The 24062-nt window shown below is 75.8% G+C and carries 23 protein-coding genes; 5 read left to right on the plus strand and 18 right to left on the minus strand.

Going from position 1 to position 24062, the window contains the following annotated elements; translation table 11 throughout:
- Nucleotides 1–150 precede the first annotated feature (150 nt).
- The 4 genes from RTG05_RS17975 to hisC form a co-directional block, all read right to left on the minus strand.
- Nucleotides 151–1182, minus strand: a complete 1032-nt coding sequence (locus tag RTG05_RS17975) for a YihY/virulence factor BrkB family protein (protein WP_166526255.1) — start codon at nucleotides 1180–1182, stop codon at nucleotides 151–153.
- Between the two features lie 112 nt (nucleotides 1183–1294).
- On the minus strand, nucleotides 1295–1876 hold the full coding sequence (locus RTG05_RS17980; RefSeq protein WP_166526256.1) for a 2'-5' RNA ligase family protein: 582 nt from the start codon (nucleotides 1874–1876) through the stop codon (nucleotides 1295–1297).
- Nucleotides 1873–2901, minus strand: coding sequence for a tryptophan--tRNA ligase (gene trpS / locus RTG05_RS17985; protein WP_315912023.1), 1029 nt, complete (start codon nucleotides 2899–2901; stop codon nucleotides 1873–1875). The genes RTG05_RS17980 and trpS overlap by 4 nt, the downstream gene beginning before the upstream one ends.
- A 79-nt stretch (nucleotides 2902–2980) precedes the next feature.
- Nucleotides 2981–4075 carry a histidinol-phosphate transaminase gene (gene hisC, locus RTG05_RS17990; protein ID WP_166526258.1) on the minus strand — a complete coding sequence of 365 codons (1095 nt, stop codon included), beginning with the start codon at nucleotides 4073–4075 and terminating at the stop codon, nucleotides 2981–2983.
- A 69-nt stretch (nucleotides 4076–4144) separates the two neighbouring features.
- Here hisC and galE point away from each other — a divergent pair, with 69 nt between their 5' ends.
- A complete protein-coding gene (galE, locus tag RTG05_RS17995; protein ID WP_166526259.1) occupies nucleotides 4145–5101 on the plus strand; it encodes a UDP-glucose 4-epimerase GalE in 957 nt (318 codons plus the stop codon).
- An 80-nt stretch (nucleotides 5102–5181) separates the two neighbouring features.
- Here galE and RTG05_RS18000 read toward each other — a convergent pair whose 3' ends face one another.
- A complete protein-coding gene (locus RTG05_RS18000) occupies nucleotides 5182–6516 on the minus strand; it encodes a hemolysin family protein (RefSeq protein ID WP_166526260.1) in 1335 nt (444 codons plus the stop codon).
- A 205-nt stretch (nucleotides 6517–6721) separates the two neighbouring features.
- Here RTG05_RS18000 and RTG05_RS18005 point away from each other — a divergent pair, with 205 nt between their 5' ends.
- A complete protein-coding gene (locus RTG05_RS18005; protein ID WP_315912024.1) occupies nucleotides 6722–7732 on the plus strand; it encodes a CAP domain-containing protein in 1011 nt (336 codons plus the stop codon).
- 77 nt (nucleotides 7733–7809) lie between these two features.
- Here RTG05_RS18005 and RTG05_RS18010 read toward each other — a convergent pair whose 3' ends face one another.
- The 5 genes from RTG05_RS18010 to RTG05_RS18030 form a co-directional block, all read right to left on the minus strand.
- A complete protein-coding gene (locus RTG05_RS18010; RefSeq protein ID WP_166526261.1) occupies nucleotides 7810–8709 on the minus strand; it encodes a PDDEXK family nuclease in 900 nt (299 codons plus the stop codon).
- A 216-nt stretch (nucleotides 8710–8925) separates the two neighbouring features.
- Nucleotides 8926–10140 carry an NADP-dependent isocitrate dehydrogenase gene (locus RTG05_RS18015; protein ID WP_166526262.1) on the minus strand — a complete coding sequence of 405 codons (1215 nt, stop codon included), beginning with the start codon at nucleotides 10138–10140 and terminating at the stop codon, nucleotides 8926–8928.
- 82 nt (nucleotides 10141–10222) lie between these two features.
- Nucleotides 10223–11176 carry a malate dehydrogenase gene (gene mdh, locus RTG05_RS18020; RefSeq protein ID WP_166526263.1) on the minus strand — a complete coding sequence of 318 codons (954 nt, stop codon included), beginning with the start codon at nucleotides 11174–11176 and terminating at the stop codon, nucleotides 10223–10225.
- Between the two features lie 59 nt (nucleotides 11177–11235).
- Complete coding sequence (locus RTG05_RS18025; protein WP_315912025.1) at nucleotides 11236–11535, minus strand: DUF3017 domain-containing protein; 300 nt, start codon at nucleotides 11533–11535, stop codon at nucleotides 11236–11238.
- Nucleotides 11535–12404: a bifunctional methylenetetrahydrofolate dehydrogenase/methenyltetrahydrofolate cyclohydrolase gene (locus RTG05_RS18030; protein WP_166526265.1), complete on the minus strand. Its 870-nt coding sequence runs from the start codon at nucleotides 12402–12404 to the stop codon at nucleotides 11535–11537. The genes RTG05_RS18025 and RTG05_RS18030 overlap by 1 nt, the downstream gene beginning before the upstream one ends.
- Nucleotides 12405–12481: 77 nt before the next feature.
- Between RTG05_RS18030 and RTG05_RS18035 the strand changes: the two genes are divergently transcribed.
- Nucleotides 12482–13015, plus strand: a complete 534-nt coding sequence (locus RTG05_RS18035) for a hypothetical protein (protein WP_315912026.1) — start codon at nucleotides 12482–12484, stop codon at nucleotides 13013–13015.
- A 6-nt stretch (nucleotides 13016–13021) separates the two neighbouring features.
- Here the strand turns inward: RTG05_RS18035 and RTG05_RS18040 are convergent, their stop codons facing one another.
- The 8 genes from RTG05_RS18040 to RTG05_RS18075 form a co-directional block, all read right to left on the minus strand.
- Nucleotides 13022–13651, minus strand: a complete 630-nt coding sequence (locus RTG05_RS18040; protein WP_166526266.1) for a pentapeptide repeat-containing protein — start codon at nucleotides 13649–13651, stop codon at nucleotides 13022–13024.
- Nucleotides 13651–15201: a bifunctional phosphoribosylaminoimidazolecarboxamide formyltransferase/IMP cyclohydrolase gene (purH, locus tag RTG05_RS18045; protein ID WP_166526267.1), complete on the minus strand. Its 1551-nt coding sequence runs from the start codon at nucleotides 15199–15201 to the stop codon at nucleotides 13651–13653. The genes RTG05_RS18040 and purH overlap by 1 nt, the downstream gene beginning before the upstream one ends.
- A complete protein-coding gene (gene purN / locus RTG05_RS18050) occupies nucleotides 15198–15812 on the minus strand; it encodes a phosphoribosylglycinamide formyltransferase (RefSeq protein ID WP_166526268.1) in 615 nt (204 codons plus the stop codon). Before purN ends, purH begins: the two co-directional genes overlap by 4 nt.
- A 32-nt stretch (nucleotides 15813–15844) precedes the next feature.
- Complete coding sequence (locus tag RTG05_RS18055; RefSeq protein ID WP_166526269.1) at nucleotides 15845–17047, minus strand: cell division protein PerM; 1203 nt, start codon at nucleotides 17045–17047, stop codon at nucleotides 15845–15847.
- A gap of 68 nt (nucleotides 17048–17115) precedes the next feature.
- Entirely contained in the window at nucleotides 17116–18231 is a 1116-nt protein-coding gene (locus tag RTG05_RS18060) for a hypothetical protein (protein ID WP_315912027.1), read from the minus strand.
- A gap of 299 nt (nucleotides 18232–18530) precedes the next feature.
- A complete protein-coding gene (gene sucD, locus RTG05_RS18065; RefSeq protein ID WP_166526270.1) occupies nucleotides 18531–19409 on the minus strand; it encodes a succinate--CoA ligase subunit alpha in 879 nt (292 codons plus the stop codon).
- 29 nt (nucleotides 19410–19438) lie between these two features.
- On the minus strand, nucleotides 19439–20602 hold the full coding sequence (gene sucC, locus RTG05_RS18070) for an ADP-forming succinate--CoA ligase subunit beta (RefSeq protein ID WP_166526271.1): 1164 nt from the start codon (nucleotides 20600–20602) through the stop codon (nucleotides 19439–19441).
- Nucleotides 20603–20697: 95 nt separating this feature from the next.
- Nucleotides 20698–21735 (minus strand): hypothetical protein, encoded by a 1038-nt coding sequence (locus tag RTG05_RS18075; RefSeq protein WP_315912028.1) that lies wholly within the window; start codon nucleotides 21733–21735, stop codon nucleotides 20698–20700.
- Between the two features lie 156 nt (nucleotides 21736–21891).
- On the opposite strand from RTG05_RS18075, the gene RTG05_RS18080 reads away from it, so the two are divergent.
- Nucleotides 21892–22788: an esterase/lipase family protein gene (locus RTG05_RS18080; RefSeq protein WP_166526272.1), complete on the plus strand. Its 897-nt coding sequence runs from the start codon at nucleotides 21892–21894 to the stop codon at nucleotides 22786–22788.
- Nucleotides 22789–23146: 358 nt separating this feature from the next.
- The gene (locus RTG05_RS18085) at nucleotides 23147–23974 is read left to right on the plus strand and encodes a M23 family metallopeptidase (protein ID WP_166526273.1); all 828 of its coding nucleotides are present in this window, start codon (nucleotides 23147–23149) and stop codon (nucleotides 23972–23974) included.
- The last annotated feature ends 88 nt before the right edge of the window (nucleotides 23975–24062 follow it).

A 24062-nucleotide genomic window follows, 5' to 3' on the forward strand; every position in this document is an offset into this window, starting at 1 on the left:
TCGTGCGTGACTGCCGGCGGACGCCGGTCCCCACAGCACGCGACCTGCGCACGCTAGCCGCGCGCGACGGCCCGGCGGACCCCGCGGAGGAGACCGAGACGGGATCGTTGCCTGGACCGGTGGGCGCCCGGCCCGCGGTCCACCCGCCGGTCAGCGGGCTGCGACCACCGCCCGACCGTCGGCCGGGGGCACCGCGGGGTCCGGCCCCTCGGCCACCACGCGGGCGTCGCCCTGCACCCCGGGCAGGGTCGCCGTCCACGCGGCGGTGAAGAAGGCGAACCGGCAGACGACGTTGAGCCAGATCAGGATGCCGACCGCGCCGCCGAACGCCGACGCGGTGACGCTGCCGGAGATCAACGACAGGTAGAGGCTGCCGATCAGCTTGAGCACCTCCAGGCCGGCGGCGCCGAACAGCGCGCCGGGCAGCAGCCGGCGCACCGGGTGGGCGGTCGAGGGCACCACCTTGAGCAGCCACAGGAAGACGACGACGTCGGTGGCCAGTGCCAGCGTGATGCCGAGCACCGCGGTGAGCAGCGGCAGGCCGGGGGCCTCGGCCAGGCCGGAGAGCTCCAGCAGCCACCCGGTCGCCTGGGTCACCAGTCCGGTGAACCCGAGGCCCAGCAGGCCGAGCAGCCCGAGGGCCACCAGCGCGAGCACGTCCTGCAGGTTGTCCCGCAGGAACTCCGGCTCGTCGACGCGGCCCTTCCAGGTGCGCTCCATCCCCAGCCGCAGCTTGTCCATGGCCCGCAGCCCGGCGTACAGGAAACCGGCCAGGCCGATCAGCCCGGTGAGGCCGGCCGACCCGACCGCCCCGCCGAGCTCGTCGGTGATCTGCCGGCCGGTCGAGCCGGGGAAGCTCTCCCGGATGGCGCTGTAGAGCTCCTGCTGCAGCAGCTCGTTGCCCGCCAGCACCAACCCGATGACCGACGCGACCAGCAGCAGCACCGGCACCAGGCCGAGGAAGACGAAGTAGGTGACGCCGGCGGCCATGAGGTCGCCCTGGGTGCGCTGGTACCGGCCGCCCGCGCGGGCCAGGTGGTCGAACCACGGCAGGCGGCGGCGCAGCCGGTCCACCCGGCGCTGCCACCGGGCGGGCAGCCCGGTCACCCGGGACCACCGCCCGCCGGGCGGCGGGCTCTCGGCGGCGGCGGGCGCGGGGCGCTCGGTCCGGGTGGCGCTCACCGCCCGAGTCTGCGGGCAGCCGGCGTCGGCCGCGCTCTGGCAACGTCGTGGAACGGCCACCCTCCAGGGACCCGCGTCGAGCCTGCGAGGCGTGGGGGGAAGGGTGGTCCTCCTAGTGCGGTGGGCCGGTGAGCGGGTACTCGGCGGCGACGGCCCACGAGCCGTCCGGCGTCTGCTCGAACTCGGTGAAGTGCTGCACCCGGAACTCCGCCGAGAGGTCGGCCAGACCGCAGTAGGCGAGCTCCAGCATGTCCGCCGCGACGTCGTGGGCCACGGTGACGTGCGGGTGGTACGGGTAGGCCAGCGACCGGGTCAGCGGTCCGCGGCGGACGTCGTTGGCGATCAGCTCGCAGTTGCCGATGCCGCGCGCCACGGCCACGAACACGACCGAGGAGACCGGCGCGAAGGTGCCCGTGCCGGACAGGTGCATGTCGAACGGCGGGTGGGCGCGGGCGACCTCGGCGAGGTGCCGGCTGATCGCCGCCCGGTCCCCCGCCGGCACCTCGGTGGGCGGCAGCAGCGTGACGTGCGGGGGCACCGACCCGGCCTGCGGGTCGCCGACCTTGGCCCGCCAGTCGACGAACAGCTGCGACCACGGCTCCGGGATGGGGACGACGACCCCGAGCACCGCCGTGCCCGTGCCCGTGACCGGTCGCGGCCGGACCGGTTCGAAGGAGAACGTGTCCTCGTTCACGCCGGCCCCGCCGCCGGTGGCAGGAAGCCCACCGCGTCGTGGGCGTCGGCGACCGTGCGGGTGGCCACCTCCCGTGCGCGGGTGGCACCCCGGGCGAGGGTGCGCTGCAGCTCGGCGGGGTCGTCGAGCAGCTCCCGGGTGCGCCGGCGCACCGGTGTGACGAAGTCGGTGACCACCTCCACCAGCTCCTTCTTCAGGTCGCCGTAGCCGCGGCCGGTAAAGTGCTCCTCCAGCTCGGTGACGGTGCGCCCGGACAGCGCGCTGTGGATGGCCAGCAGGTTCGTGACCCCCGGCTTGCCGTCCGGGTCCGCGACCACCTCCCGGCCGGTGTCGGTGACCGCCGAGCGGATCTTCTTGCCGGTCACCGCCGGGTCGTCGAGCAGGTCGATGCAGCCGGCCGGCGGCAGGCTCTTGCTCATCTTCCGGTCCGGCGACTGCAGGTCGAGGATCTTCGCGGTGCCCTGCACGATGTGTGCCTCGGGCAGGGTGAACGTCTGCCCGAAGCGGTTGTTGAACCGGGTGGCCAGGTCGCGGGTCAGCTCGAGGTGCTGGCGCTGGTCCTCACCGACCGGCACCCGGTCGGCCTGGTAGAGCAGGATGTCGGCGGCCTGCAGCACCGGGTAGGTGAACAGCCCGACCGAGGCGCCGGCGGTGCCCTCCCGCTGGCTCTTGTCCTTGAACTGCGTCATCCGGCTGGCCTCGCCGAAGCGGGCCACGCACTCCATCACCCAGGACAGCTGCACGTGTTCGGGGACGTGGCTCTGCACGAACAGCGTGCTGCGGTCCGGGTCCACGCCCAGGGCGAGCAGCTGGGCGGCGGAGACGAGAGTGCGCCGGCGCAGCGCGGCCGGGTCCCAGTCGACGGTGATCGCGTGCAGGTCGACCACGCAGTAGAAGGCCTCGTGGTCGACCTGCAGCGCCACCCACTGCCGCAGCGCACCCAGGTAGTTGCCGAGGTGGAAGGACTCCGCCGTCGGCTGGATGCCGGAGAGCACGCGGGGCCGTGACGTCTGGAGCGGTGGCACGACGGCCATCAAACCAGTTGGCGGACCGCCCTTCCCCCCGCGCCTCGCACGCTCGGCGCGGGTCCCCGGAGCGCGGCCGTCACGCGACGGCATCCAGGGCGGCGAGGAAGGCGTCGTCCTCCTCGGGCGTGCCGACGGTGACGCGGATCCCCTCGCCGGCGAACGGCCGGGTGATGACCGCGCGGGACTCCAGCGCGGCGGCCAGCCCGGCGGCCCGTTCCCCGACCGGCAGCCAGACGAAGTTGGCCTGGCTGTCGGAGACGTCCAGCCCGCGGGCGCGCAGCCCGGCGGTGAGCCGGTCCCGCTCGGCGGTCACCGCCGCGACGCGCCGGCGCACCTCCTCCTCGCTGGCCAGGGCGGCGACGGCGGCGGCTTGGGCCAGGGTGGAGACGCTGAACGGCACGTGCGTGCGGCGCACCGCCTCCGCGACGGCCGGGTCCTCCGCCACCAGGTAGCCGACCCGCAGCCCGGCCAGCCCCCAGGCCTTGGAGAAGGTGCGCAGCACCGCCACGTTGGGCCGGCCGCGCATCAGCTCCAGCCCGTCGGGGACGTCGGGGTCGGTCACGAACTCCCGGTAGGCCTCGTCGAGGACGACGAGGGTGTCGGCCGGGACGGCGTCCAGGAAGCGCTCCAGCGGCGCCCGGCGCACCGCCGTCCCGGTGGGGTTGTTCGGGTTGCACACGAAGACCACCCGCGTGCCGTCGTCCACGGCGGCGGCCAGGGCGTCCAGGTCGTGGGTGTCGGCCGGGCCCCCGGGGCGGCCGGGCACCAGCGGCACCTGCACGGCCCGCGCCCCGGCCACCCGGGCCAGCAGCGGGTACATCTCGAAGGACCGCCAGGCGAAGGCCATGGCCGTGCCCGGGTCGTTGAAGGACTGGGCGAGCTGCTGGCAGAGCATGACCGCGCCGCAGCCGGTCACGACCTGGGCGGGGTCGACGCCGTAGCGCTGCGCCAGCGCGCCGGTGAGGACGACGGCGCCGTTGTCCGGGTAGCGGTGGGTCTCCCCCGCCACGGCGGTGATGGCCTCGACGACGGCCGGCAGCGGCGGGAAGGCCACCTCGTTGCTGGCCAGCTTCACCGCCCGCTCGACGCCGATCTCGCGGGCGAGGTCGGCGGGGTTGCGTCCCGGCCGGTAGGCGGGCAGTGACTGCACCGCCGGTCGCGCGCTGACCACGTACGGACCTCCTGACCGCGCCCCCGCGTCGCGCGGGGTCGGGCCGCGCGCGGATCTAGGGTGGGGCGCATGCGCGTTCTCGTCGCCGGTGGGGCCGGCTACATCGGCAGCGTAGTCACCGCCGCACTGCTCGCGGGCGGCCACGAGGTGACCGTGCTGGACGACCTGTCCACCGGGCACGCCGACGCCGTCCCGGAGGGGGCCCGGCTGGCGCAGGCGTCGCTGCACGACTCCGCGCCCGTGCTGGCCGACGTCCGGCCCGAGGCGGTGCTGCACTTCGCGGCCAGGAGCCTGGTCGGGCAGTCCCAGGTGGAGCCGCAGGCCTACTGGGACACCAACGTGTGCGGGTCGCTGGCGCTGCTGGAGGCGATGCGCGCCGTCGACTGCCGGCGGATCGTGTTCTCCTCGACCGCGGCCACCTACGGCGAGCCCGAGCAGGTGCCGATCCGCGAGGACGCCCCCACCCGGCCGACCAACACCTACGGCGCCACCAAGCTCGCCGTCGACGCGATGCTCACCTCCTACGCGGCCGCGCACGACTTCGCGGCGGTGAGCCTGCGCTACTTCAACGTGGCCGGCGCCGCCCACGGCCGGGGCGAGCGGCACGCCACCGAGACCCACCTCATCCCGATCGCCCTGCAGGTCGCCGCCGGGCAGCGGGAGCACCTGACCGTCTACGGCGAGGACTACCCGACGCCGGACGGCACCTGCATCCGCGACTACATCCACGTCGAGGACCTCAGCGACGCCCACCTGCTCGCGCTGACCGCGCCGTCGCCGGGTGAGCACCGCGTCTACAACCTGGGCAACGGCACCGGCTTCTCCGTGCAGCAGGTGGTCGACGCCGTCCGCGAGGTCACCGGGCACCCGGTGCCGGTCGTCGTCGGCGAGCGGCGGGCCGGGGACCCGGCGCAGCTGGTCGCCTCCAGCGAGCGGATCCGCGCCGACCTGGGCTGGGCGCCGCGGCACACCGACCTGGCCGGCATCGTCCGCGATGCCTGGGACACCGCCCGCACGCGCGCCTGAAGAAGGGCCCCGCTGCCCTCGGCCCTCCTGCAGGGTCCCGCCGCGAGCTTGCGAGTGGTGGGGGGCAGGAGGGTCCTTTCTCAGGTGCCGATCGTGGGAGTCGGCACCTGGGCCGCGTCGACCACCGGCTCCGGCGCGCGGCTGACCGACAGCCGGGAGATCCGCCGCCCGTCGAGCTCCAGGACGGTGAGCGTGCGGCCCTCGACCTCGACGCTGTCGCCGGCGACGGGCAGCCGGCCCAGGTCGGCCAGCACGTACCCCGCGGCCGTCTCGTACGGGCCATCCGGCAGGCGCAGGCCGGTCACCTGCTCGAAGTCGTCGAGGTTGAGCAGCCCGTCGACCTCCTGCGGGCCGTCCGGCTCCTGCTCGCGGCCCTCGACGACGTCCTCGTCGTACTCGTCGTAGATCTCCCCGATGACCTCCTCGATGAGGTCCTCCAGGGTGACGATGCCGTCGGTGCCGCCGTACTCGTCCACGACGATCGCCAGGTGCTGGTTCTCCCGCCGCATCTCCGACAGGGCGTTGAGCACGCCGGCGGTGCCGGGCAGCCGCTTGACCTCGCGGACCAGGTCGCCCACGGTGGCGGCGCGGCCGGCGGGGTGGTTGGGCAGGAACAGGTCGCGGACGTGCACGAAGCCCAGCACGTCGTCCTCGTCGCGGCCGGCGACCGGGTAGCGGGAGTGGCTGGAGTCCGAGACCTGCCTGGCCGCCCGGCTGGCGGTCATGGACGCGTCGAGGAAGTCGACCTCGGTGCGCGGCGTCATGACCTCGCGGACCTCGCGGTCGCCGGCGCGGAAGACCTCGCCGATGAGGCGGCGCTCGTCGGAGCTCAGTGACTCGTGCGCCGAGACCAGGTCGCGCAGCTCCTCCTGGCTGATCGACTCGCCACTGGCCTTGGGGTCCCCGCCCAGCAGGCGGACCATCACGTTCGTCGACGCCGACAGCAGCCAGATGACCGGGCGGGACAGCGTGGCGATCGTGTTGAGCGGCGCGGCGACCAGCAGGGAGAAGCCCTCGGCCCGCTGCAGCGCCAGCCGCTTCGGGGTCAGCTCGCCGACCACCAGGGACAGGTAGCTGATCGCGACGGTGACCAGCACCAGGGCGAGGGTCCCGGCGAGACCCTCGCCCATGCCGAGGTCGACGAACCAGGCCGCCAGCGGCTGGGACAGCGTGCTGGCCCCGAACGCGGCGGAGAAGAACCCGGCCAGCGTGACCCCGACCTGGACCGCGGCCAGGAAGCGGTTGGGGTCGCTGAGCAGCCGCTGGACGGCCTTCCCGCGCCGTCCGCCGTTCTCGGCCAGCGCGCGCACCTGGGACTCCCGGAGGGAGACCAGCGCGATCTCGGACCCCGAGAAGGCGCCCCCGATCAGGACGAAGACGACGACCATGACGATGTTGAGCCAGACGTCGCTCACCGGCGGCGTGCTCCTGTCGAACGGGGTTGCGGACGACGTCCATGCTGCCCGCTCGGCCGTGCGGGAGCACCACCCGGGCCGGCGGTGGCCTCATGGGTGACTCCGGTCACAGCCCACTACTGATCACGCTCTGCATACGGCTAGTCTCGCCAGAGTAACGACTTGAGATCTGGCACTCGGTGGGAGAACAGCCTTGGTGCACCACATGCCGGCGGGTCCGCCGCTCTCGTCCCGCCTCGCCGCCCCGCTCCGGCGGTGGCTGCGGCTGCTGCGGCTGCCCCGCGTGGTGCCGCTGCTGCTGGTCGCCGGCGCGATCGCCACCGTCACGGTCGGGGTGCCCGCGGTCTCCGGCGCCGTGACCAGCTTCACCGAGCCGGTGGCGCTGGAGTCGACCTCGTCCGGCCGGTCGGCCACCGCCCGCGAGCCCGAGCGCTCGTGGTGGTCCTCGTGGTGGTCGTCCGGCCCGTCGTCCTCCGGAGGGACCGCCCGGTCGGACGGCTCATCGTGGGATGCGGGGGCGGCGTCCCCCGGCGGCTCGGTGGCCGAGCCCCTGGTGCGGCCGGGCGAGGACGACCCCGCCGCCGCCGTCCCGCCCCCCGCCCCGGCCCCGTCGGCCGCCGCACCCGTGCCGGTGGTCCCCTCCGTGCCGTCCGGCGCGGCCCCGGCGCCGGTGGCCGGTGCCCCCTCCTCCGGGTCGGCCGCGTCGGCACCGCGGCCGGCGCCGACCGCGGCCGCGGAGACCGCCCGGTCCTCCCGGCCGTCCCCGGAGACCCGGGCGCCCGCCCCCGTCCCGCAGGCCGAGCCGACGCCCGTGGTCGCGGCGGCCGTGCCCGCCGGGGACCCCACCGCGGAGGCGGCGGTGGTGGTGCTGGTCAACCAGGCCCGCGCCGCCGCCGGGTGCGCGCCGGTGACCGCCGACCCGGCGCTGGCGGCGGTGGCACGGGCGCACAGCGCCGACATGCGCGACCGCGACTACTTCTCCCACACCAGCCCCGAGGGCCTCTCACCCTTCGACCGGGCCGAGCGGGCCGGCATCGACTACTCGCGGGCGGAGAACATCGCCTACGGCCAGGCCGACGCCGCCGAGGTGGTGGAGGCGTGGCTGGACAGCCCCGGCCACCGCGCCAACATCCTCGATTGCGACCTGGGCAGGCTCGGGGTGGGCGTCGCCGAGGGCGTCGGCGGCCCGTGGTGGACCCAGCTGTTCGGCATCTGAGCCCGCCGCCCGCCGTCCGCAGGCCGCGCCTGGGCCCGACTGCGGGGAACCGGGGCCTCGAGCGGTCCGCCAGTGCCCTACTCCACCGCAGTCGTCCGCCGGAGGAGGGCGCGGACACGGGAGATGAGTTCGTCGGGCCGGTGGAGGTCGGCTGCCGTCACGTGCAGCACCGTCCAGCCCGCGGCGACCAGTTCGTTGAGTCGCCGCCGGTCGCGCCCCAGCTGTCCAGGGTCTCCGTGCCAAGCGCCGTCGTACTCGACCGCCACCCGGTGCTCGGGGAACGCCAGGTCCACCCGGGCCACGAACCGGCCGGCCCCGTCGCGCACCGTGTGCTGGGGGACGGCGAGGAGACCCGCCAGGGCCAGCAGCACCCTGAGCCGTGACTCCTGGGGTGACTCGGCCCGGGCGTCGGCGAGGTCGACCGCGCGCCCGGCCCGCAGTGCACCCCGCGGTGTCGGCTGGACACCTACGGCCGCGCGCAGCCGCCGGTGGTCGACGATCCCCCGGGCCAGCAGGACGTCCAGCGCCACCACGCCCTCGACCAACGGCTCCGTGCGGGCGATGTCCAGCGCCGTCCGGAGCTCGGAGGTGCACCGCACGCGACGGACGACGGTGACCTCGGCATCCGAGGGCGGCACCAGCACCCGGCGGATGCGGAGGCCCGCAACGGGCCCAAACCGGACGCCGGCAGGGACCGACACCTCGACCGGTGTCCCGGCGTGGACGAGGTCGCGGGCGCCGTGCAGGTAGGCCGCCGTCCGGCCGCTGAAGACGGCGGTCGGCGGGACGACCAGGCGGGCCCCGGTCACCCGGACACCGAAGGAGTCAGGCAGTCGCGCATCGGCGTAGACCCCGCGGTAGAGCCGGCGCCAGGCACGGCTGCGGAGGGCGTCCGGGGTCAGCAGTCCCTGGGCCACGACGTCGCGGCCGCGGAAGACCCGGCCGTGGAGGGCGGGTGGGCGGTGGGCTCTGGGCACCGCGGGAGGGTGCACCCCGCGGCCTCGCCGGCCGCCGAGGTCGTCCACAGGCGCTCCGTCGTCCACAGCGACCGGCGGCAGCCGACTGCGGCGGAGTCGGTCGCGCGCGGGGCGGTCCAGGCCCGGCCCCCCGCAGTCGGGCCGATGACAGCCAGTGCCCGGACGCGCAGCGGCCCCCTCACCGCGCAGGTGAGGGGGCCGCCGGGGGCGTCTGCGTCAGGCCATGGCCTTCTGCAGGTTGCCGTCGATGGCGGCCAGGAAGTCCTGGGTGGTGAGCCACGGCTGGTCCTTGCTGATCAGCAGGGCGAGGTCCTTGGTCATCTGACCGCCCTCGACGGTGTCGACGCAGACCCTCTCCAGGGTCTCGGCGAACCGGGTGACCTCCGGGGTGCCGTCCAGCTTGCCGCGGTGGGCCAGGCCCCGCGTCCAGGCGAAGATCGACGCGATCGGGTTGGTGGAGGTCTCCTTGCCCTGCTGGTGCTGCCGGAAGTGGCGGGTCACCGTGCCGTGGGCGGCCTCGGCCTCGACCGTGCGGCCGTCCGGGGTGGCCAGCACCGAGGTCATCAGGCCCAGCGAGCCGAAGCCCTGCGCCACCGTGTCGGACTGGACGTCGCCGTCGTAGTTCTTGCACGCCCAGACGTAGCCGCCCTCCCACTTGAGGGACGCGGCGACCATGTCGTCGATGAGCCGGTGCTCGTAGGTGATGCCGGCCTCGGTGAACTGCGTGGCGAACTCCGCCTCGTAGACCTCGGCGAAGAGGTCCTTGAAGCGGCCGTCGTAGGCCTTGAGGATCGTGTTCTTCGTCGACAGGTACACCGGGTAACCGCGCGCCAGGCCGTAGTTCAGCGAGGCCCGGGCGAAGTCGCGGATCGACTCGTCGAGGTTGTACATCGCCAGGGCCACGCCGGCGCCGGGGGCCTGGAAGACCTCGTGCTCGATCGGCGCGGACCCGTCCGTGGGCGTGAAGGTCACCGTCAGGGTGCCCTCGCCGGGGAAGCGGAAGTCGGTGGCCCGGTACTGGTCACCGAAGGCGTGCCGGCCGACGATGATCGGCTTGGTCCAGCCGGGCACCAGCCGCGGCACGTTCTGCATGATGATCGGCTCGCGGAAGATGACGCCGCCGAGGATGTTGCGGATCGTCCCGTTCGGGGAGCGCCACATCTTCTTGAGGCCGAACTCCTCGACGCGGGCCTCGTCGGGGGTGATGGTGGCGCACTTGACGCCGACCCCGTGCCGCTTGATCGCGTTCGCCGAGTCGACGGTGATCTGGTCGTCGGTCGCGTCCCGGGACTCGATGCCCAGGTCGTAGTACTCCAGGTCCACGTCGAGGTACGGGAGGATCAGCTGGTCCTTGATGAACTGCCAGATGATCCGGGTCATCTCGTCGCCGTCCAGCTCGACGACGGTGCCCTCGACCTTGATCTTGCTCACGCGGTGTCCTTTCGGCTCAGTGGCCCCGCTGCAGGGTCCCGCCGCGAGCGTGCGAGCGGTGGGGGGGCAGCGGGGTCCTCTCTCAGAGGTCGGCTACGTCGGCCTGCTTGGCGCGCACGGCCTCCGCCGCCTCGCGCAGCCCGGCCAGCTCGCTCTCGGTCAGGTCGCCCTCGACCACCCGGCGCACGCCCTGCCGGCCGATCTCGGCCTCCACCCCGAGGTACACCCCGGAGATGCCGTACTCGCCGTCCACCCAGGCGCACACCGGCATGACCGCGCCGGAGTCCTCCATCACCGCGCGCGCCATGCGGGCGGCGGCGGCCGAGGGGGCGTAGTAGGCCGAGCCGGTCTTGAGCAGCGCGACGACCTCGGCACCGCCGTTGCGGGTCCGGTCGACGAGGTGCTCGATGCGGTCGGCGGGCATGACGTCGGCCAGCGGCTTGCCGTCGACGGTGCAGCGCGAGGGCACCGGGACCATCGTGTCGCCGTGCGAGCCGAGGGTCAGGGTCTGCACGGAGGAGACCGGGACGCCGAGCTCCTCGGCGACGTTGTTGGTGAACCGGGCGGTGTCGAGCATCCCGGCCTGGCCCAGCACCCGTTCCTTCGGGAAACCGGTGGCCAGCTGCGCCAGCGCGGTCATCTCGTCCAGCGGGTTGGACACCACGATGACGACGGCGTCCGGCGAGGTCCGCGCGACGTTCTCGGCGACCTGCCGGACGATCTTCGCGTTGGTCTCGATGAGGTCCATCCGGCTCATGCCGGGCTTGCGCGGCAGGCCGGCGGTGATGACGACGACGTCGGAGCCCTCGGTGCCCTCGTAGGAGCCCCCGCCGACGCCGACGACCCTGGTCTCGAAGCCCTCGATCGGCCGGGACTGGTTCATGTCCAGGGCCAGGCCCTCCGGCTTGCCCTCGACGATGTCGGTCAGCACGACGGTCTCGAAGACGTCGTACTCCGCGAGCCGGAGCGCCGTGGTGGAGCCGTAGAAGCCGGCACCGACGACGGTCACCTTGCCGTTCCTGCGCTGCTCTGCCATGGCGGCCAACCTAGCGGCGGGCCGCTCCCCGCGCCTGGTCGGGTCCGGCGCGGGCCGGGCTACTCCCCCGGCACCGACAGGGCGACGGCGGTCAGGGTCAGACCGACCCCCGCCATGAGGACGACGTCCACCGGCCGGCTGCGGACGGCGAGGAACCCCACCCGGCGCAGCGGGAGGAGCAGCCGCAGCACCCCGCCGCCGACCAGCGCCAGCCCGACGACGACCAGCCCGCGCCGCCAGTGCTCGAAGGTGACCATCAGCAGCCCGGTGCCCACCGCGAGCAGCACCACCAGCAGCGGCAGCTGCCGCAGCAGGCCGGCCAGGAACGGCCGGCGGGTGTACAGCGGCGGGCGGGTCATCAGGCGGACAGGACGTGCGCGGCGGCGGCCTGCTCGGCGGCCAGGACGACGTTGCGCAGCAGCATCGCCCGGGTCATCGGGCCCACCCCGCCGGGGTTGGGGGCGACGTAGCCGGCGACGTCGACCACGTCTGGGGCGACGTCCCCGGCGATCCTCCCGTCGACCCGGCTGACCCCGACGTCGAGGACGGCGGCGCCGGGCTTGACGACGTCGGCGGTGACCAGCCCGGGGACGCCGGCGGCGGCGACCACCACGTCGGCGCGGCGCAGGTGCGCGGCGAGGTCGCGGGTGCCGGTGTGGCACAGGGTCACCGTGGCGTTCTCGCTGCGGCGGGTGAGCAGCAGGCCGAGCGGGCGGCCGACGGTGATGCCCCGGCCGACGACGACCACCTCGGCGCCGGCGATCGGCACGTCGTACCGGCGCAGCAGCTCGACGATGCCCACCGGTGTGCAGGGCAGGGGGCCCGGGACGTTCAGCACCAGCCGGCCGAGGTTGACCGGGTGCAGGCCGTCGGCGTCCTTGGCCGGGTCCACGGCCTCGAGGACGGCGCTCTCCTCGATGCCGGCCGGGAGCGGCAGCTGGACGATGTAGCCGGTGCAGTCCGGGTCGGCGTTGAGCTCGTCGACGACCGCCAGGACGTCGGCCTGGGTGGCGGTGGCCGGCAGCTCGCGCTGGATGCTGGCGATGCCGACCTGCGCGCAGTCGGAGTGCTTGGCCCGGACGTACCAGCGGCTGCCGGGGTCGTCGCCGACCAGCAGCGTGCCCAGGCCGGGGCGGTGCCCGGCCGCGGTGAGGGCGGTGACCCGCTCGGTCAGCTCCGTGCGGATGGCCGCTGCGGTCGCCTTGCCGTCCAGAGTCGTCGCCGCCACGGTGGGACAGTCTGCCGCAGCGGCGTCCGGCGCCCGCCACCGCGCCCGGGGGCCGGCAGCCCGGAGCGAGGGAGCCGATGAGCGCCGAGCAGCCCACGTCCGTCCCGCCGCTCCCCGCCGGCTACGCGCCCCGCCCCGTGCCGGAGCACCCGGTCCGACCGGTGCGCGCCCGGCGCCCGGCCGGGCTGGCCGGCCTGCTGCTGCTCCTGGCCGGCGCAGCCGCCGGCCTGAGCCTGCTGCTGCGCTGGGTGCCCGGCAGCGACCTCACCGGCGCGGACCTGGTCGGTCGCGGGTCGGACGACCTGGCCGCGGGCGGCGTCGCGCGGCTGCTCGCCGACGGGTTCTGGCAGCCGATGGCCGTCGTCCTGGGTGGCGCGGTGCTGGCGGTGCTGGGTCTGCTCGTCCTCGTGCCGGCCCGCGCGCACCGCGCCCTCGGCGCCCTGGCCCTGCTCGTCGCCCTGGTGGCCGCCGTCGGGGTGCTGGTGCCGCTGGCCGCCGGCGGCTGGGACGCCGCCACGATCGACACCGGCCTCTGGTGCGCCGTCGCCGTCCCGGTGCTGGGCCTGCTCGGGGGGCTCCGGGCCCTCGCCGCCGGCCGTCCGCGGCGGTAGGCACGGTCAGTCCACGAGCGCGCCGTGGGCGCGGGCGACCTGGACGGCCTGGCCGAGGTCGAGGCGCACACCGGTGAGGTCCAGGCCGCGCCAGTCGACGGCGTCGGTCGAGGCGCCCCGGACGTCGGCCCCCCGCAGCTGGGCGGCCTGCAGCCGCGCCCGGTCGAGGTCGGCGCCGGTGAGGTCGCACTCGCGCAGGTCGGCGCCGGTCAGGTCCGCCTCCCGGAACCGCTGGCCGGCCAGCGCGAGCCCGGAGAGGTCCACACCGCGCAGCGACGTCCAGCTCCAGTCGCTGTCGGTGGTGGCCATCGGCCGCAGCTGCGCGCCGGGGAACTGCGAGCCGGTGAGCTTGCAGCCGTCCCAGGTCACGTCGAGCAGCCGGGCGCGGTCGAACCGGCAGGACAGGAAGGCGCTGCCGTGGTGGCGGGCGCCGCTCATCCGCACGCCGGTCAGCACGCAGGCGTCGAACGCGCAGCGCCGGGTGACCAGCTCGGTGAGGTCGGCGTCGTCGAAGCGGCAGCGGGTGAAGGTGACGCCGTCCAGTTCGGCGCCCCACCAGTCGACGCGGGCGAGGTCCGCGTCCTCGACGACCGAGCCGGCCGCGGGGGGCCCGACGTGCGGTCTCGGTGACGGCATCAGTGCGCGAAGTGCCGGGTCCCGGTGAGGTAGAGCGGGATGCCCGCGGCGGCCGCGGCCGCGGTGACCTCCTCGTCGCGCACCGAGCCGCCGGGCTGCACGACCGCGCGCACCCCGGCGTCGAGGAGCACCTGCAAGCCGTCGGCGAAGGGGAAGAACGCGTCGGAGGCGGCGACCGCCCCGGCGGCCCGCTCCCCCGCCCGGGACACCGCGAGCCGGGCGGCGTCCACCCGGTTCACCTGGCCCATGCCCACGCCGACGGTCGCCTTCCCGTGGGCCAGCAGGATGGCGTTGCTCTTCACCGCGCGGACCGAGCGCCATGCGAACACCAGGTCGTCCAGGCCGGCGGCGTCCAGCGGCTCGCCGGTGGCCAGCGTCCAGGTGGTGGGGTCGTCGCCGGGGGCGTCGATGCGGTCGGCCGTCTGCAGCAGCAGCCCGCCGCCGACCGGCCGCAGCTCGGTGCCCGGCCGGTCGGCCTCGGGCAGCCGCAGCAGGCGGATGTTCTTCTTCGCGGAGAGCACCTGCAACGCGTCCTCGGTGAAGGACGGCGCGACGACGACCTCGGTGAACACCTCGGCGACCTGCTCGGCCATGGCGAGGTCGACCTCGCGGTTGGCCGCGATGACCCCGCCGAAGGCCGACACCGGGTCGCAGGCGTGCGCCTTGCGGTGCGCGGCGGCGACGTCGGTGCCGACGGCGATCCCGCACGGGTTGGCGTGCTTGACGATCGCCACGCACGGGTCGGTGTGGTCGTGCGCGGCCCGCCAGGCGGCGTCGGTGTCCACGTGGTTGTTGTAGGACATCGGCTTGCCGTGCAGCTGCTCGGCGTGCGCCAGCCCGGGCCGGTCGCTGCGGTACAGCGCCGCCCGCTGGTGCGGGTTCTCCCCGTAGCGCAGCACCTCGGCGCGCTGCCAGCTGGCGCCCACCCACGCCGGGAAGCCCGAGTCGTCGTCGGGGGCCAGCGCGCTGCCCAGCCACGAGGCGACGGCGATGTCGTAGGTCGCGGTGTGCCGGAAGGCGGCGGCGGCCAGGGCCTGCCGGTGGGCGAGGGTGAAGCCGCCGGCGGCGACGGCGGCCAGGACGTCGCCGTAGCGGGCCGGGTCGACGACGACGGCCACCGACGGGTGGTTCTTGGCCGCGGCGCGGACCATCGCCGGCCCCCCGATGTCGATCTGCTCCACGCACTCGTCCGGGCCGGCCCCGGAGGCCACGGTCTCGGGAAAGGGGTAGAGGTTGACCACGACCAGGTCGAACGGCGCGATGCCGAGCTCCTCGAGCTGCTGCACGTGGGCGGGCAGCCGGCGGTCGGCCAGGATGCCGGCGTGCACCGCCGGGTGCAGTGTCTTGACCCGGCCGTCGAGGCACTCGGGGAAGCCGGTGACCTGCTCCACGGGGGTCACCGGCACCCCGGCGTCGGCGATGCGGCGGGCGGTCGCGCCGGTGCTCACCAGTTCCACGCCGGCGTCGGCCAGCCCGCGGGCGAGCTCCTCGACGCCGGCCTTGTCGTACACGCCCAGCAGCGCGCGGCGGACGGGGGTGCGGTCGCTCATCGGGTGCTCTCCCTCGTCGTGCGGCGGGAGGTGACCAGCTGCGCCACCGTCTCCACCAGGAGCTCGCGCTCCACGTCCTTGATCCGTGCGTGCAGCCGCGCCTCGTCGTCGCCGGGGAGGACGGGCACCTCCCGCTGGGCGATGACCGGGCCGGTGTCGACGCCGGCGTCCACCCAGTGCACCGTGCTGCCGGTGACCCGGGCCCCGGCGGCCAGCGCGTCGCGGACGGCGTGCGCGCCGGGGAAGGCCGGCAGCAGCGCGGGGTGGGTGTTGAGCAGCCGGCCACCGAAGGCGCCCAGCACCGCGGGGCCGACGAGCTTCATGAAGCCCGCGGAGACGACCAGGTCGGGCCGGTGTGCGGCGATCGCAGCGGCCAGCGCGGCGTCCCAGCCGGTGCGGTCGGGGTGGTCGCGCAGCGCGCAGGTGAAGGTCGGGACGCCGCGGCGCCCGGCGTGCTCGAGGCCCGGGGCGTCGCGGTCGCTGCCGACGGCGACGACGCCGGCCGGGTAGCCCGGCTGCTCCGCGGCGGTCAGCAGCGCCTCGGCCAGCGACCCGGTCCCCGACAGCAGGACGACGACCCGCGCCCGCGCGGACTGCTCGGTGGCGGGCACGGCAGGACCCTAACCGGGCTGGCCCCGCCCCCTCAGGCCAGGGAGCGCCAGCGGGTGACCGCCGCGGCGAGCCCCGCGGCGACGCCGGCCTGGAGGGCCACGGCCAGGCCGGTCGCGACCGGCGGCGCCCCGACCCCGGCCAGGGCGCCGTCGCCGAGCGACCCGCCGCCGGCGGCGGCGACCAGCCCGCACGCGACCCCGAGCAGCACGCCGGCGAGCACGCCCCACAGCCCGGCCACCACCGAGCCGCCGTCCTCGTCGTCCAGCCACCGGCCCAGCGTGCCGCCGGCCACCAGACCGGCCAGCGCGGGCACCGCCTGGGAGGCGAAGGCCAGCAGCGGCACCGCCTGGGTGTCGGGCAGCGCGGCCAGCAGCGGCAGGGCGGGGACCGCGCCGAGGGTGATCCCGTGCACCGACACCAGCGTGCCGCTGCCGACGGCGAAGCCCGGCCCCGCCGCGAGGCCGATCGCGGCCGCGGCGGCGTTGGGCAGCAGCAGGACGCCGAGCACCAGGAGCCCGACCGCACCGGCGCCGGCCCCGCCGAGGGAGCCCGACAGCGCCGCGTACCCCCGGGTGTCGGCGCCCACGGCCACGGCCACCACGACCAGGGCCAGCGCCACGGCGGTCAGCAGCCCGGCCGCGGCGGCGCGCAGGAGCGGCCGCACCGGCCCGGGCAGGCGGTCGAGGACGTCGTCGAGCAGCCCGGAGTCCCGCGCCGCCCCCCAGCCGACGGCCAGGACGGCGAGGACGGCGCTCCCGGCCGCGGACCGCAGCAGGTCGACGGGCACCGCGGGGGTGGCGACGAGCAGCCCGACGAGCACGGTGAGCAGCGCGTGCGTCCCCGCACCGGCCGCGACGACCGCGGCGAGGGACCGCCCGTCAGGGACGTCACGGACGCGGACGACGCCACGGCCGGCGCTGGACAGGCCCCACGCCGCCGCCAGGGTGAGCAGCAGCGGGGCGAGCACCAGCGGACCGGACGCCGGCGACAGGCCGCCGCCCTGGGCGAGCAGCCACGCCCGCCCGGCCAGGCGGGCGGAGTCCGCGACGGGCAGCCCGCCGGCCGGGTCGAGCGTCTGCACCACGACCGAGGCCAGGCCCACCCCGAGCAGCCCGAGCACGGTGACGGCGGCGACCGCCGCGGCGGTGAGCACGGGGGCGTGCCAGGAGCCCCGGGCGCCCGGGTCCCGGTCCCGCTGACCGGGCAGGCCCAGTCGGGCGAGCAGGGAGACCACCTGCCCACTGTCCCAAGCCCTGGCCGGGAACGCCGGACCACGCGCCCGGCGGGACCCGAGGTGGTGGCCTACGCCGCGGGGCCGGGCGCCGCGCCGGAGGCGGTCGACCCGCCGGGCCGGTCGTCGTCACGGCCAGCGTCGGGCGCCGGCGTGGGCTGTCCGGTGACCGGCGGCGGCTCCTCCCCGCCGGCCGGCGGGCCCGGGGCGTGCTGACCCGGGGCACCCGGCGCCCCGGCCGGTGGCCACCCGCCCGGGTGCTGCGGCGCCCAGCCCCTCGGCCCCGAGGACCGGCCGTGGCGCAGCAGCGCCAGCACGGCGGAGGCCACGGCCGCGACGGCGGCGAGGAGGGTGAGCAGCGCGAAGACGCTGAAGCCGCCCTCGAACGTGCTCAGCCAGCCGACGAGGGCGAGCAGCAGGGCCAGCGAGGTCAGGGCGGTGCTGAGCAGGCCCCGGGGGAAGGGCAGCCGCAGGTCGACGACCGCGGGCAGCAGCGACCAGAGCGCGGCGAGGACGAGCAGCACGGCGGCGGTGGCGACCAGCCCGAGGTCGAAGCCGTTGATCGACTCGGCGAGGCCGAACCCGAAGTCGAAGGTGAACCAGGGCAGGGCGGCGAAGAACAGGAACGCCGCGCAGCTGGCCGCGACCAGCACGTCGGCGCGGTCCAGCCTGCGGCGGTCCAGGCCGACGTGCGCTCCGGGAGCCGGGGGCCCGTACGGCTGCTGGGGCGGGGAGTACTGGCCGTACGGTGGCGGCCCCCAGGACTGCGGCTGGCCGTACGGCGGCGCGCCGTGGCCCTGCTGGCCCCAGGGCTGGCCGTACGGGTACCCGTACGGGGGCTGTCCGTACGGGGCTTGTCCGTACGGGGGCTGCCCGTACTGGGGCTGCCCGTACTGGGGCTGTCCGTACTGCGGCTGTCCGTACTGGGGCTGCCCGTACTGCGGCGGGTGGGGGGCGCCGTAGCCGTAGGGGGGCTGGGTGCCGTACGGCGACTGCTGCCCGTAGCCGGGCTGGCCGTACGGCGGCTGGCCGTGGCCCGGCTGCGGCCCGTACCACGGCTGACCGGAGGACGGCTGCTGCCCGTGGCCGGGGTGTCCCTGGGGCGGCTGCCCCGGCACGGTCCCCCCGTCGGCCGGACGGCGCTCGTCGGAGCCCCCGCCGGGCGGCTGCGGCGGCTGACTGGTCATCGCGGGACACTCCTCGGTCTCGGCGGGGCACTGCGTCGATCGTGGGCACCGCCCGCAGCGAGGGCCGGGCCGACACACCCGCCGTCCGTCCCCGGGACCGGGACGGGACCCGGGGACGCCGCTCCCGGCACCGTCAGCCGACGCGTCCCATGGTCGGCTTCCGCGCCCCGGTCCGCTCCTCGGTCGCTGGCGCTCCCTGCGATGCTCCCGGGGCCGTCAGCCGACGATGCCGATGGTCGGCTTCCGCGCCCCGGTCCGCTCCTCGGTCGCTGGCGCTCCCTGCGGTGCTCCCGGGGCCGTCAGCCGACGATCTCCCGCATGAGCCGGGCGGTCTCCGACGGCGTCTTGCCCACGCGCACACCGGCTGCCTCGAGGGCCTCCTTCTTGGCCTGTGCGGTGCCGGCCGAACCGGACACGATCGCACCGGCGTGGCCCATCGTCTTGCCCTCGGGCGCGGTGAAGCCGGCGACGTACCCGACGACGGGCTTGGTGACGTTGTCCCGGATGAAGTCGGCGGCCCGCTCCTCGGCGTCCCCACCGATCTCGCCGATCATCACGATGGCCTCGGTCTCCGGGTCGTCCTGGAAGGCCTGCAGGCAGTCGATGTGCGTCGTGCCGACGACCGGGTCGCCGCCGATGCCGACGGCGGTGGAGAAGCCGATGTCGCGCAGCTCGTACATCATCTGGTAGGTCAGCGTGCCGGACTTGCTGACCAGGCCGATCCGGCCGGGGGTCGGGGCGATGGTGGCCGGGATGATGCCGACGTTGGACCGCCCGGGGCTGATCAGGCCGGGGCAGTTCGGGCCGATCAGCCGGGTCGAGCCGCCTCGGGAGTGGGCGTAGAAGGACGTCGAGTCGTGCACCGGGATGCCCTCGGTGATGACCACGCACATGCCGATCTCGGCGTCCAGGGCCTCCATGACGGCGTCCTTGGCGAACCGCGGCGGCACGAAGACGACGCTGACGTCCGCGCCGGTCTCCTTCACCGCCTCGGCCACGCCGCCGAAGACCGGCACCGAGGCGCCGTCGAAGTCGACGCTCTGGCCGGCCTTGCTCGGGTTGACGCCGCCCACGACCGCCGTGCCGGAGGCCAGCATGCGCTGGGTGTGCTTGCGCCCCTCCGAGCCGGTCATGCCCTGGACGATGACCTTGCTGTTCTCGTTGAGGAAGATCGACATCTCTGCGGGTTCCTGTCGGGAGTGGGCGGTCAGCGGGCGGCGAGCTCGGCGGCCCGGCGCGCGGCGCCGTCCATCGTGTCCACCACGGTCACCAGCGGGTGGGCGGCCTCGGCGAGGATCCGCCGGCCCTCCTCGACGGCGTTGCCGTCGAGCCGGACGACCAGCGGCTTGGTCGCCGCATCCCCCAGCATCCCGAGCGCGGACACGATGCCGTCGGCGACCGCGTCGCAGGAGGTGATGCCGCCGAAGACGTTGACGAACACGCTCGTCACGTCGGGGTCAGAGAGGATGATCTGCAGGCCGTCGGCCATGACCTGAGCGGAGGCGCCGCCGCCGATGTCGAGGAAGTTGGCCGGGCGGACCCCGCCGAACTCCTCACCGGCGTAGGCCACGACGTCCAGCGTGCTCATGACCAGGCCCGCGCCGTTGCCGATGATGCCGACCTGGCCGTCGAGCTTGACGTAGTTGAGGTCGCGCTCCTTGGCGGCGGCCTCCAGCGGGTTGGCCGAGGCGGCGTCGGCCAGACCGGCGTGGTCGGGGTGGCGGAAGTCGGCGTTCTCGTCGAGGGTCACCTTCGCGTCCAGCGCGAGGACGGTGCCGTCGGGCGCCTTGGCCAGCGGGTTGACCTCCACGAGGGTGGCGTCCTCGGCGCTGAAGGCCTGCCACAGCTGGACGGCGATGGCGATCACCTGGTCGCGCACCTCGGCGGGGAAGCCTGCGGCGTCGACGATCTCGGCGGCCTTGGCGGTGTCGACGCCGACGGTGGCGTCCACGGGGACGCGGGCCAGCGCCTCGGGGCGCTCGACGGCGAGCTGCTCGATCTCCATGCCGCCCTCGACGGAGGCCATCGCCAGGAAGGTGCGGTTGGCGCGGTCGAGCAGGTAGGAGAAGTAGTACTCCTCGGCGATGTCGCTGGCCTGGGCGACCATCACGCGGTGGGTGACGTGGCCCTTGATGTCCAGACCCAGGATGTCCTGGGCGCGGGCGCGGGCCTCCTCGGCGTCGCCCGCGAGCTTGACGCCGCCGGCCTTGCCGCGGCCGCCGGTCTTCACCTGCGCCTTGACGACGACGGGCGCGGCGATCTCCCGCGCGATCGCCTCGGCCTGCTCGGGGGTCTCGGCGACGCCGCCGGGCAGCACGGGCACGCCGTGCGAGGCCAACAGGTCACGCGCCTGGTACTCGAAGAGATCCACGAACGGCCACCGTAGACCCCGCCGGACCGGCGCTGCGCACCGGCGGTCGACAGGTGCGCGGCGTCACGGCGACCGTCCTGGTCACCGCCGCGCGGCTACCCGCCGGCGGCCGCGCGGGCGGGCGTCCGGCGCAGCCGCCAGGCCAGCAGGGTCAGCGCGACGTACCCCAGGCCGGCCAGCAGCAGCCCGGCCCCGGGCAGCGTCCACTCCAGGTCCCCGGAGACCACCGCGTCCCGCAGCCCGGCCAGCCCGGCGGACAGGACGACGACGGCGATGGCCAGCAGCCCGCCGACGGCGGCCAGCCGGGGCCGCAGCGAGGGCGCCAGCACCGAGCACAGGACGACGGCACCGGCCAGCAGCAGACCACCCAGCAGCGCCAGGCCGGGCCGCTCGAACAGCCCCTGCGGACCCTCCTGCGGGACGACGACCTGCAGCCCGGTCACGGGGTCGGCAACGATGCGGTCGGGCAGGTCGGCGGCCGGCAGCACCAGGCACAGCACCGTGCCGACCGCCACCAGCACCGCGGCGCCGGCCAGTGCCGGGCGGGCGGGGTCCAGGGCACCGGCGTCGTCCATGACGGTGCGACCCCAGGCGGCCACCGCCAGCACGCCGGCCAGGACGGTGAGCGCGAGGGCGACGGCGCCGAGCACCCACCCGGCCCGGACGTCGACCGAGCTGGTCAGGACCTGCTGGCCGGCGATCACCTCGATGCCCGGCCGGACCGTCGAGGTCCGGGCCCGGTAGAGCTCGATGAGCAGCAGGCCCAGGGCCGGCCCGGCGCCGATGCCGGCGTAGGCCAGGCCGAGGCGCGGGACCCGGCCCGCGGCCAGACCCCCGCCGACCGTCGCCGCCGTCACCGGCACCAGCAGGCCGGCGAGCAGCCCGAGCGGGTGGGCGGACGGGGCCACCGCGGTGCCGCCGACGACGAGGTAGCCAGGGACCAGGCCGAGCGCGCCCGCCACGCCGGCGAGGACGAGCAGCACGCCGACGGCGCGGCCGAGCGGTGGCGGGTCACCGACGACCAGCCCGTCGGCGGGCGTGCCGGGGACCGGCCCGGGCGAGCGTCCGGTGCCGCCCCCGCGGTCGGCCGGCCGGCGCGGACGGGCGCGGGTGGGTCCGTCGCGGGTGGCCACGGTCCCCTCCCCTCCCAGGTCACGAACGGGTGACGCCCGTGGCGTCGATGTGACGGCTGCCACACGGCGGTTCTACCGTCGGGTGGACCGGGCATCCCGCAGCGGTCAGCGCCCCGGGGAGACCACCCGGCCGGTGGGCCCGGACGGGGAGGGACGATGCGGTCACCCAGCGACCCGGAGGCCGGTCCAGCCTCGCACACCGTCGGCCGCGGGACGGGGACACCGCGGCAGCTGCTGCGCTCACTGCTGAGCCCGTCCGCCCTCACCGGCGGGATGACCGAGCTCGCCCTCGTCGGGGCCCACGTGCTGATGTACCCGCTGGGCGCCCGTGCCGAGCCGCTCCGGGTCGACCCACGCTGCCGCCCCGGCGAGCAGCCGCCCGGGGTGCGCGCCCTGTTCGGCGCCGACCCGCTCGCCGCCCGCGTCCCCGTCGTCCTCGTGCACGGGCTGATCGACAACCACTCGATCTTCGCGGTGATGCGGCGCAGCCTGCGCCGACGCGGGTTCACCTCGGTCTGCTCGTGGAACTACAGCCCCTTCCTGTCCGACGTGGCCCGGGGTGCCGCCGACCTGGGTGAGCACCTGCAGCGGGTCTGCGAGCGCATCGGGCACGAGCGGGTGCACGTCGTCGGGCACAGCCTGGGCGGCCTGCTGGCCCGCTACCACGTGCAGCGCCAGGGCGGCGACCGGCACGTCGAGACGCTGGTGACGCTCGGGACGCCGCACGGCGGCTCGGTGCTGGCCCACCTGCTGCCCACCCCGCTGGTGCGCCAGCTGCGGCCCGGGTCGGCGGTGCTGCGCGAGCTCGCCGAGCCGGCGCCGGACGTGCGCACCCCGGTGACGGCGATCTACAGCGACCTCGACCAGGTGGTCGTGCCCACCGGTGCCGGGCGGTGCGACCACCCGGACCTGCGGGCCCGCAACGTGCTGGTCCGCGGCGTCGGCCACACGTCGCTGCCCTTCCACCGCGGCGTGCTCGACGAGGTCGCCACGACCCTGGCCGGGGTCCGCCGAGACCCCGCCGTCGGCCTCGCGCCGGCCGCCGTCGCCTGAGGAAGGACCCCCTCGCCCCCCACGCCTCGCTCCGCTCGGCGCGGGTCCCTGCGAGGGGGCCGTTCCAGGACGTCACCGCGCGCGGCGCGGTGGACGGCGACCACTCCTGACCCGTGCGCCGCACCCGCCCGGCCCGGCGTCCCGGTGGGGCCGTCACAGCGGTCCCACCGGCACCACCCGGCGCAGACACACCGGCGGGTGCGGCCACGGGAGCGACGGTGCGCTGACTGATCGTTACGGTCCGATCACGGCGTCGGTGCTCACCGGCGGAGGTCCCCGGACGTCCCAGCCGTCGTCGCCCCCCGCGGGCCGCTCCGGCGGCACCCCGCTCGGGGACCGCTCGTGGAGAAGGTGCCCCGTGATCCGCTCGACCGGCCCCGCGCTGCTGGAGCGACCGCGCACCGACCGCGAGACCGCTGTCGCGGCGCTCGCCGCCGCCCGCACCGGTGCCCGCCCCGCCGCACGGGCCGCGGTCGTCCCGGACGACGCCGTCGACGCACCGGCCGCCGTACCGCCCGCCACCGCGCCGCGCCGCCGGCTGCCCCGCCCGCCCGGCCGGCGCGGCCCGGCGTGGCTCGCCGCCCTGGTCGCCGGCGCCCTGTTCGCGGCCGTGCCGGGTGCCGTGGACACCGACCCGGCCGGCCTGTCGGTGAGCGCCGCCGACTACGGCCTGGGCGCCACCGAGGTCGGCTTCAGCGGGGACATGGAGGACGCCGGGGTGCGGCGGGGCATCAGCGAGGCCGAGGCGCAGGCCCGCCTCGGCGAGCTGGCCGCCTCCCGTGCGGCCCGGGAGCCGGAGACCGTGCTGCCCGCGCAGGGTCGGCTCACCACCTGCTTCTGCATGCGCTGGGGCACCATGCACTACGGCCTGGACCTCGCCGGGCCGCTGGGCACGCCGATCCTGTCGGCCACCGACGGGGTCGTCGTCCGGGCGGGGAAGGCCTCCGGGTACGGCAACGCCGTCTACGTGCAGGACGCCGACGGCAACGTGCACGTCTACGGGCACATGCGCTACTACGACGTCGCGGCCGGCGACCTGGTGCACGCCGGCGACCAGATCGCCACGATCGGCAACGAGGGCCAGTCGACCGGCCCGCACCTGCACTACCAGATCCACTCCGGGGGCATGAACGGGCGCCCGATCGACCCCCAGGAGTTCCTCGCCGCGCGCGGCGTCGTGGTGTAGGAGAAGCGAGCCGCCCTGCGAGGGTCGTGCCCGAGTGGGGCCCGGAGGGCTCCGCGAGGGGTGCGACGGAACGGCTCACCGGCAGCCG

This window comes from Geodermatophilus sp. DSM 44513 (assembly GCF_032460525.1).
Taxonomy (GTDB): domain Bacteria; phylum Actinomycetota; class Actinomycetes; order Mycobacteriales; family Geodermatophilaceae; genus Geodermatophilus.

What these genes read in the sequence shown, in the direction of transcription:
- galE (WP_166526259.1), top strand. Translation starts at nt 4,145, where the DNA reads ATGCGCGTTCTCGTCGCCGGTGGGGCCGGCTACATCGGCAGCGTAGTC.
- RTG05_RS18005 (WP_315912024.1), top strand. Translation starts at nt 6,722, where the DNA reads ATGCCGGCGGGTCCGCCGCTCTCGTCCCGCCTCGCCGCCCCGCTCCGG.
- mdh (WP_166526263.1), bottom strand. Translation starts at nt 11,176, where the DNA reads ATGGCAGAGCAGCGCAGGAACGGCAAGGTGACCGTCGTCGGTGCCGGC.
- RTG05_RS18025 (WP_315912025.1), bottom strand. Translation starts at nt 11,535, where the DNA reads ATGACCCGCCCGCCGCTGTACACCCGCCGGCCGTTCCTGGCCGGCCTG.
- RTG05_RS18035 (WP_315912026.1), top strand. Translation starts at nt 12,482, where the DNA reads ATGAGCGCCGAGCAGCCCACGTCCGTCCCGCCGCTCCCCGCCGGCTAC.
- RTG05_RS18040 (WP_166526266.1), bottom strand. Translation starts at nt 13,651, where the DNA reads ATGCCGTCACCGAGACCGCACGTCGGGCCCCCCGCGGCCGGCTCGGTC.
- purH (WP_166526267.1), bottom strand. Translation starts at nt 15,201, where the DNA reads ATGAGCGACCGCACCCCCGTCCGCCGCGCGCTGCTGGGCGTGTACGAC.
- RTG05_RS18060 (WP_315912027.1), bottom strand. Translation starts at nt 18,231, where the DNA reads ATGACCAGTCAGCCGCCGCAGCCGCCCGGCGGGGGCTCCGACGAGCGC.
- sucD (WP_166526270.1), bottom strand. Translation starts at nt 19,409, where the DNA reads ATGTCGATCTTCCTCAACGAGAACAGCAAGGTCATCGTCCAGGGCATG.
- RTG05_RS18080 (WP_166526272.1), top strand. Translation starts at nt 21,892, where the DNA reads ATGCGGTCACCCAGCGACCCGGAGGCCGGTCCAGCCTCGCACACCGTC.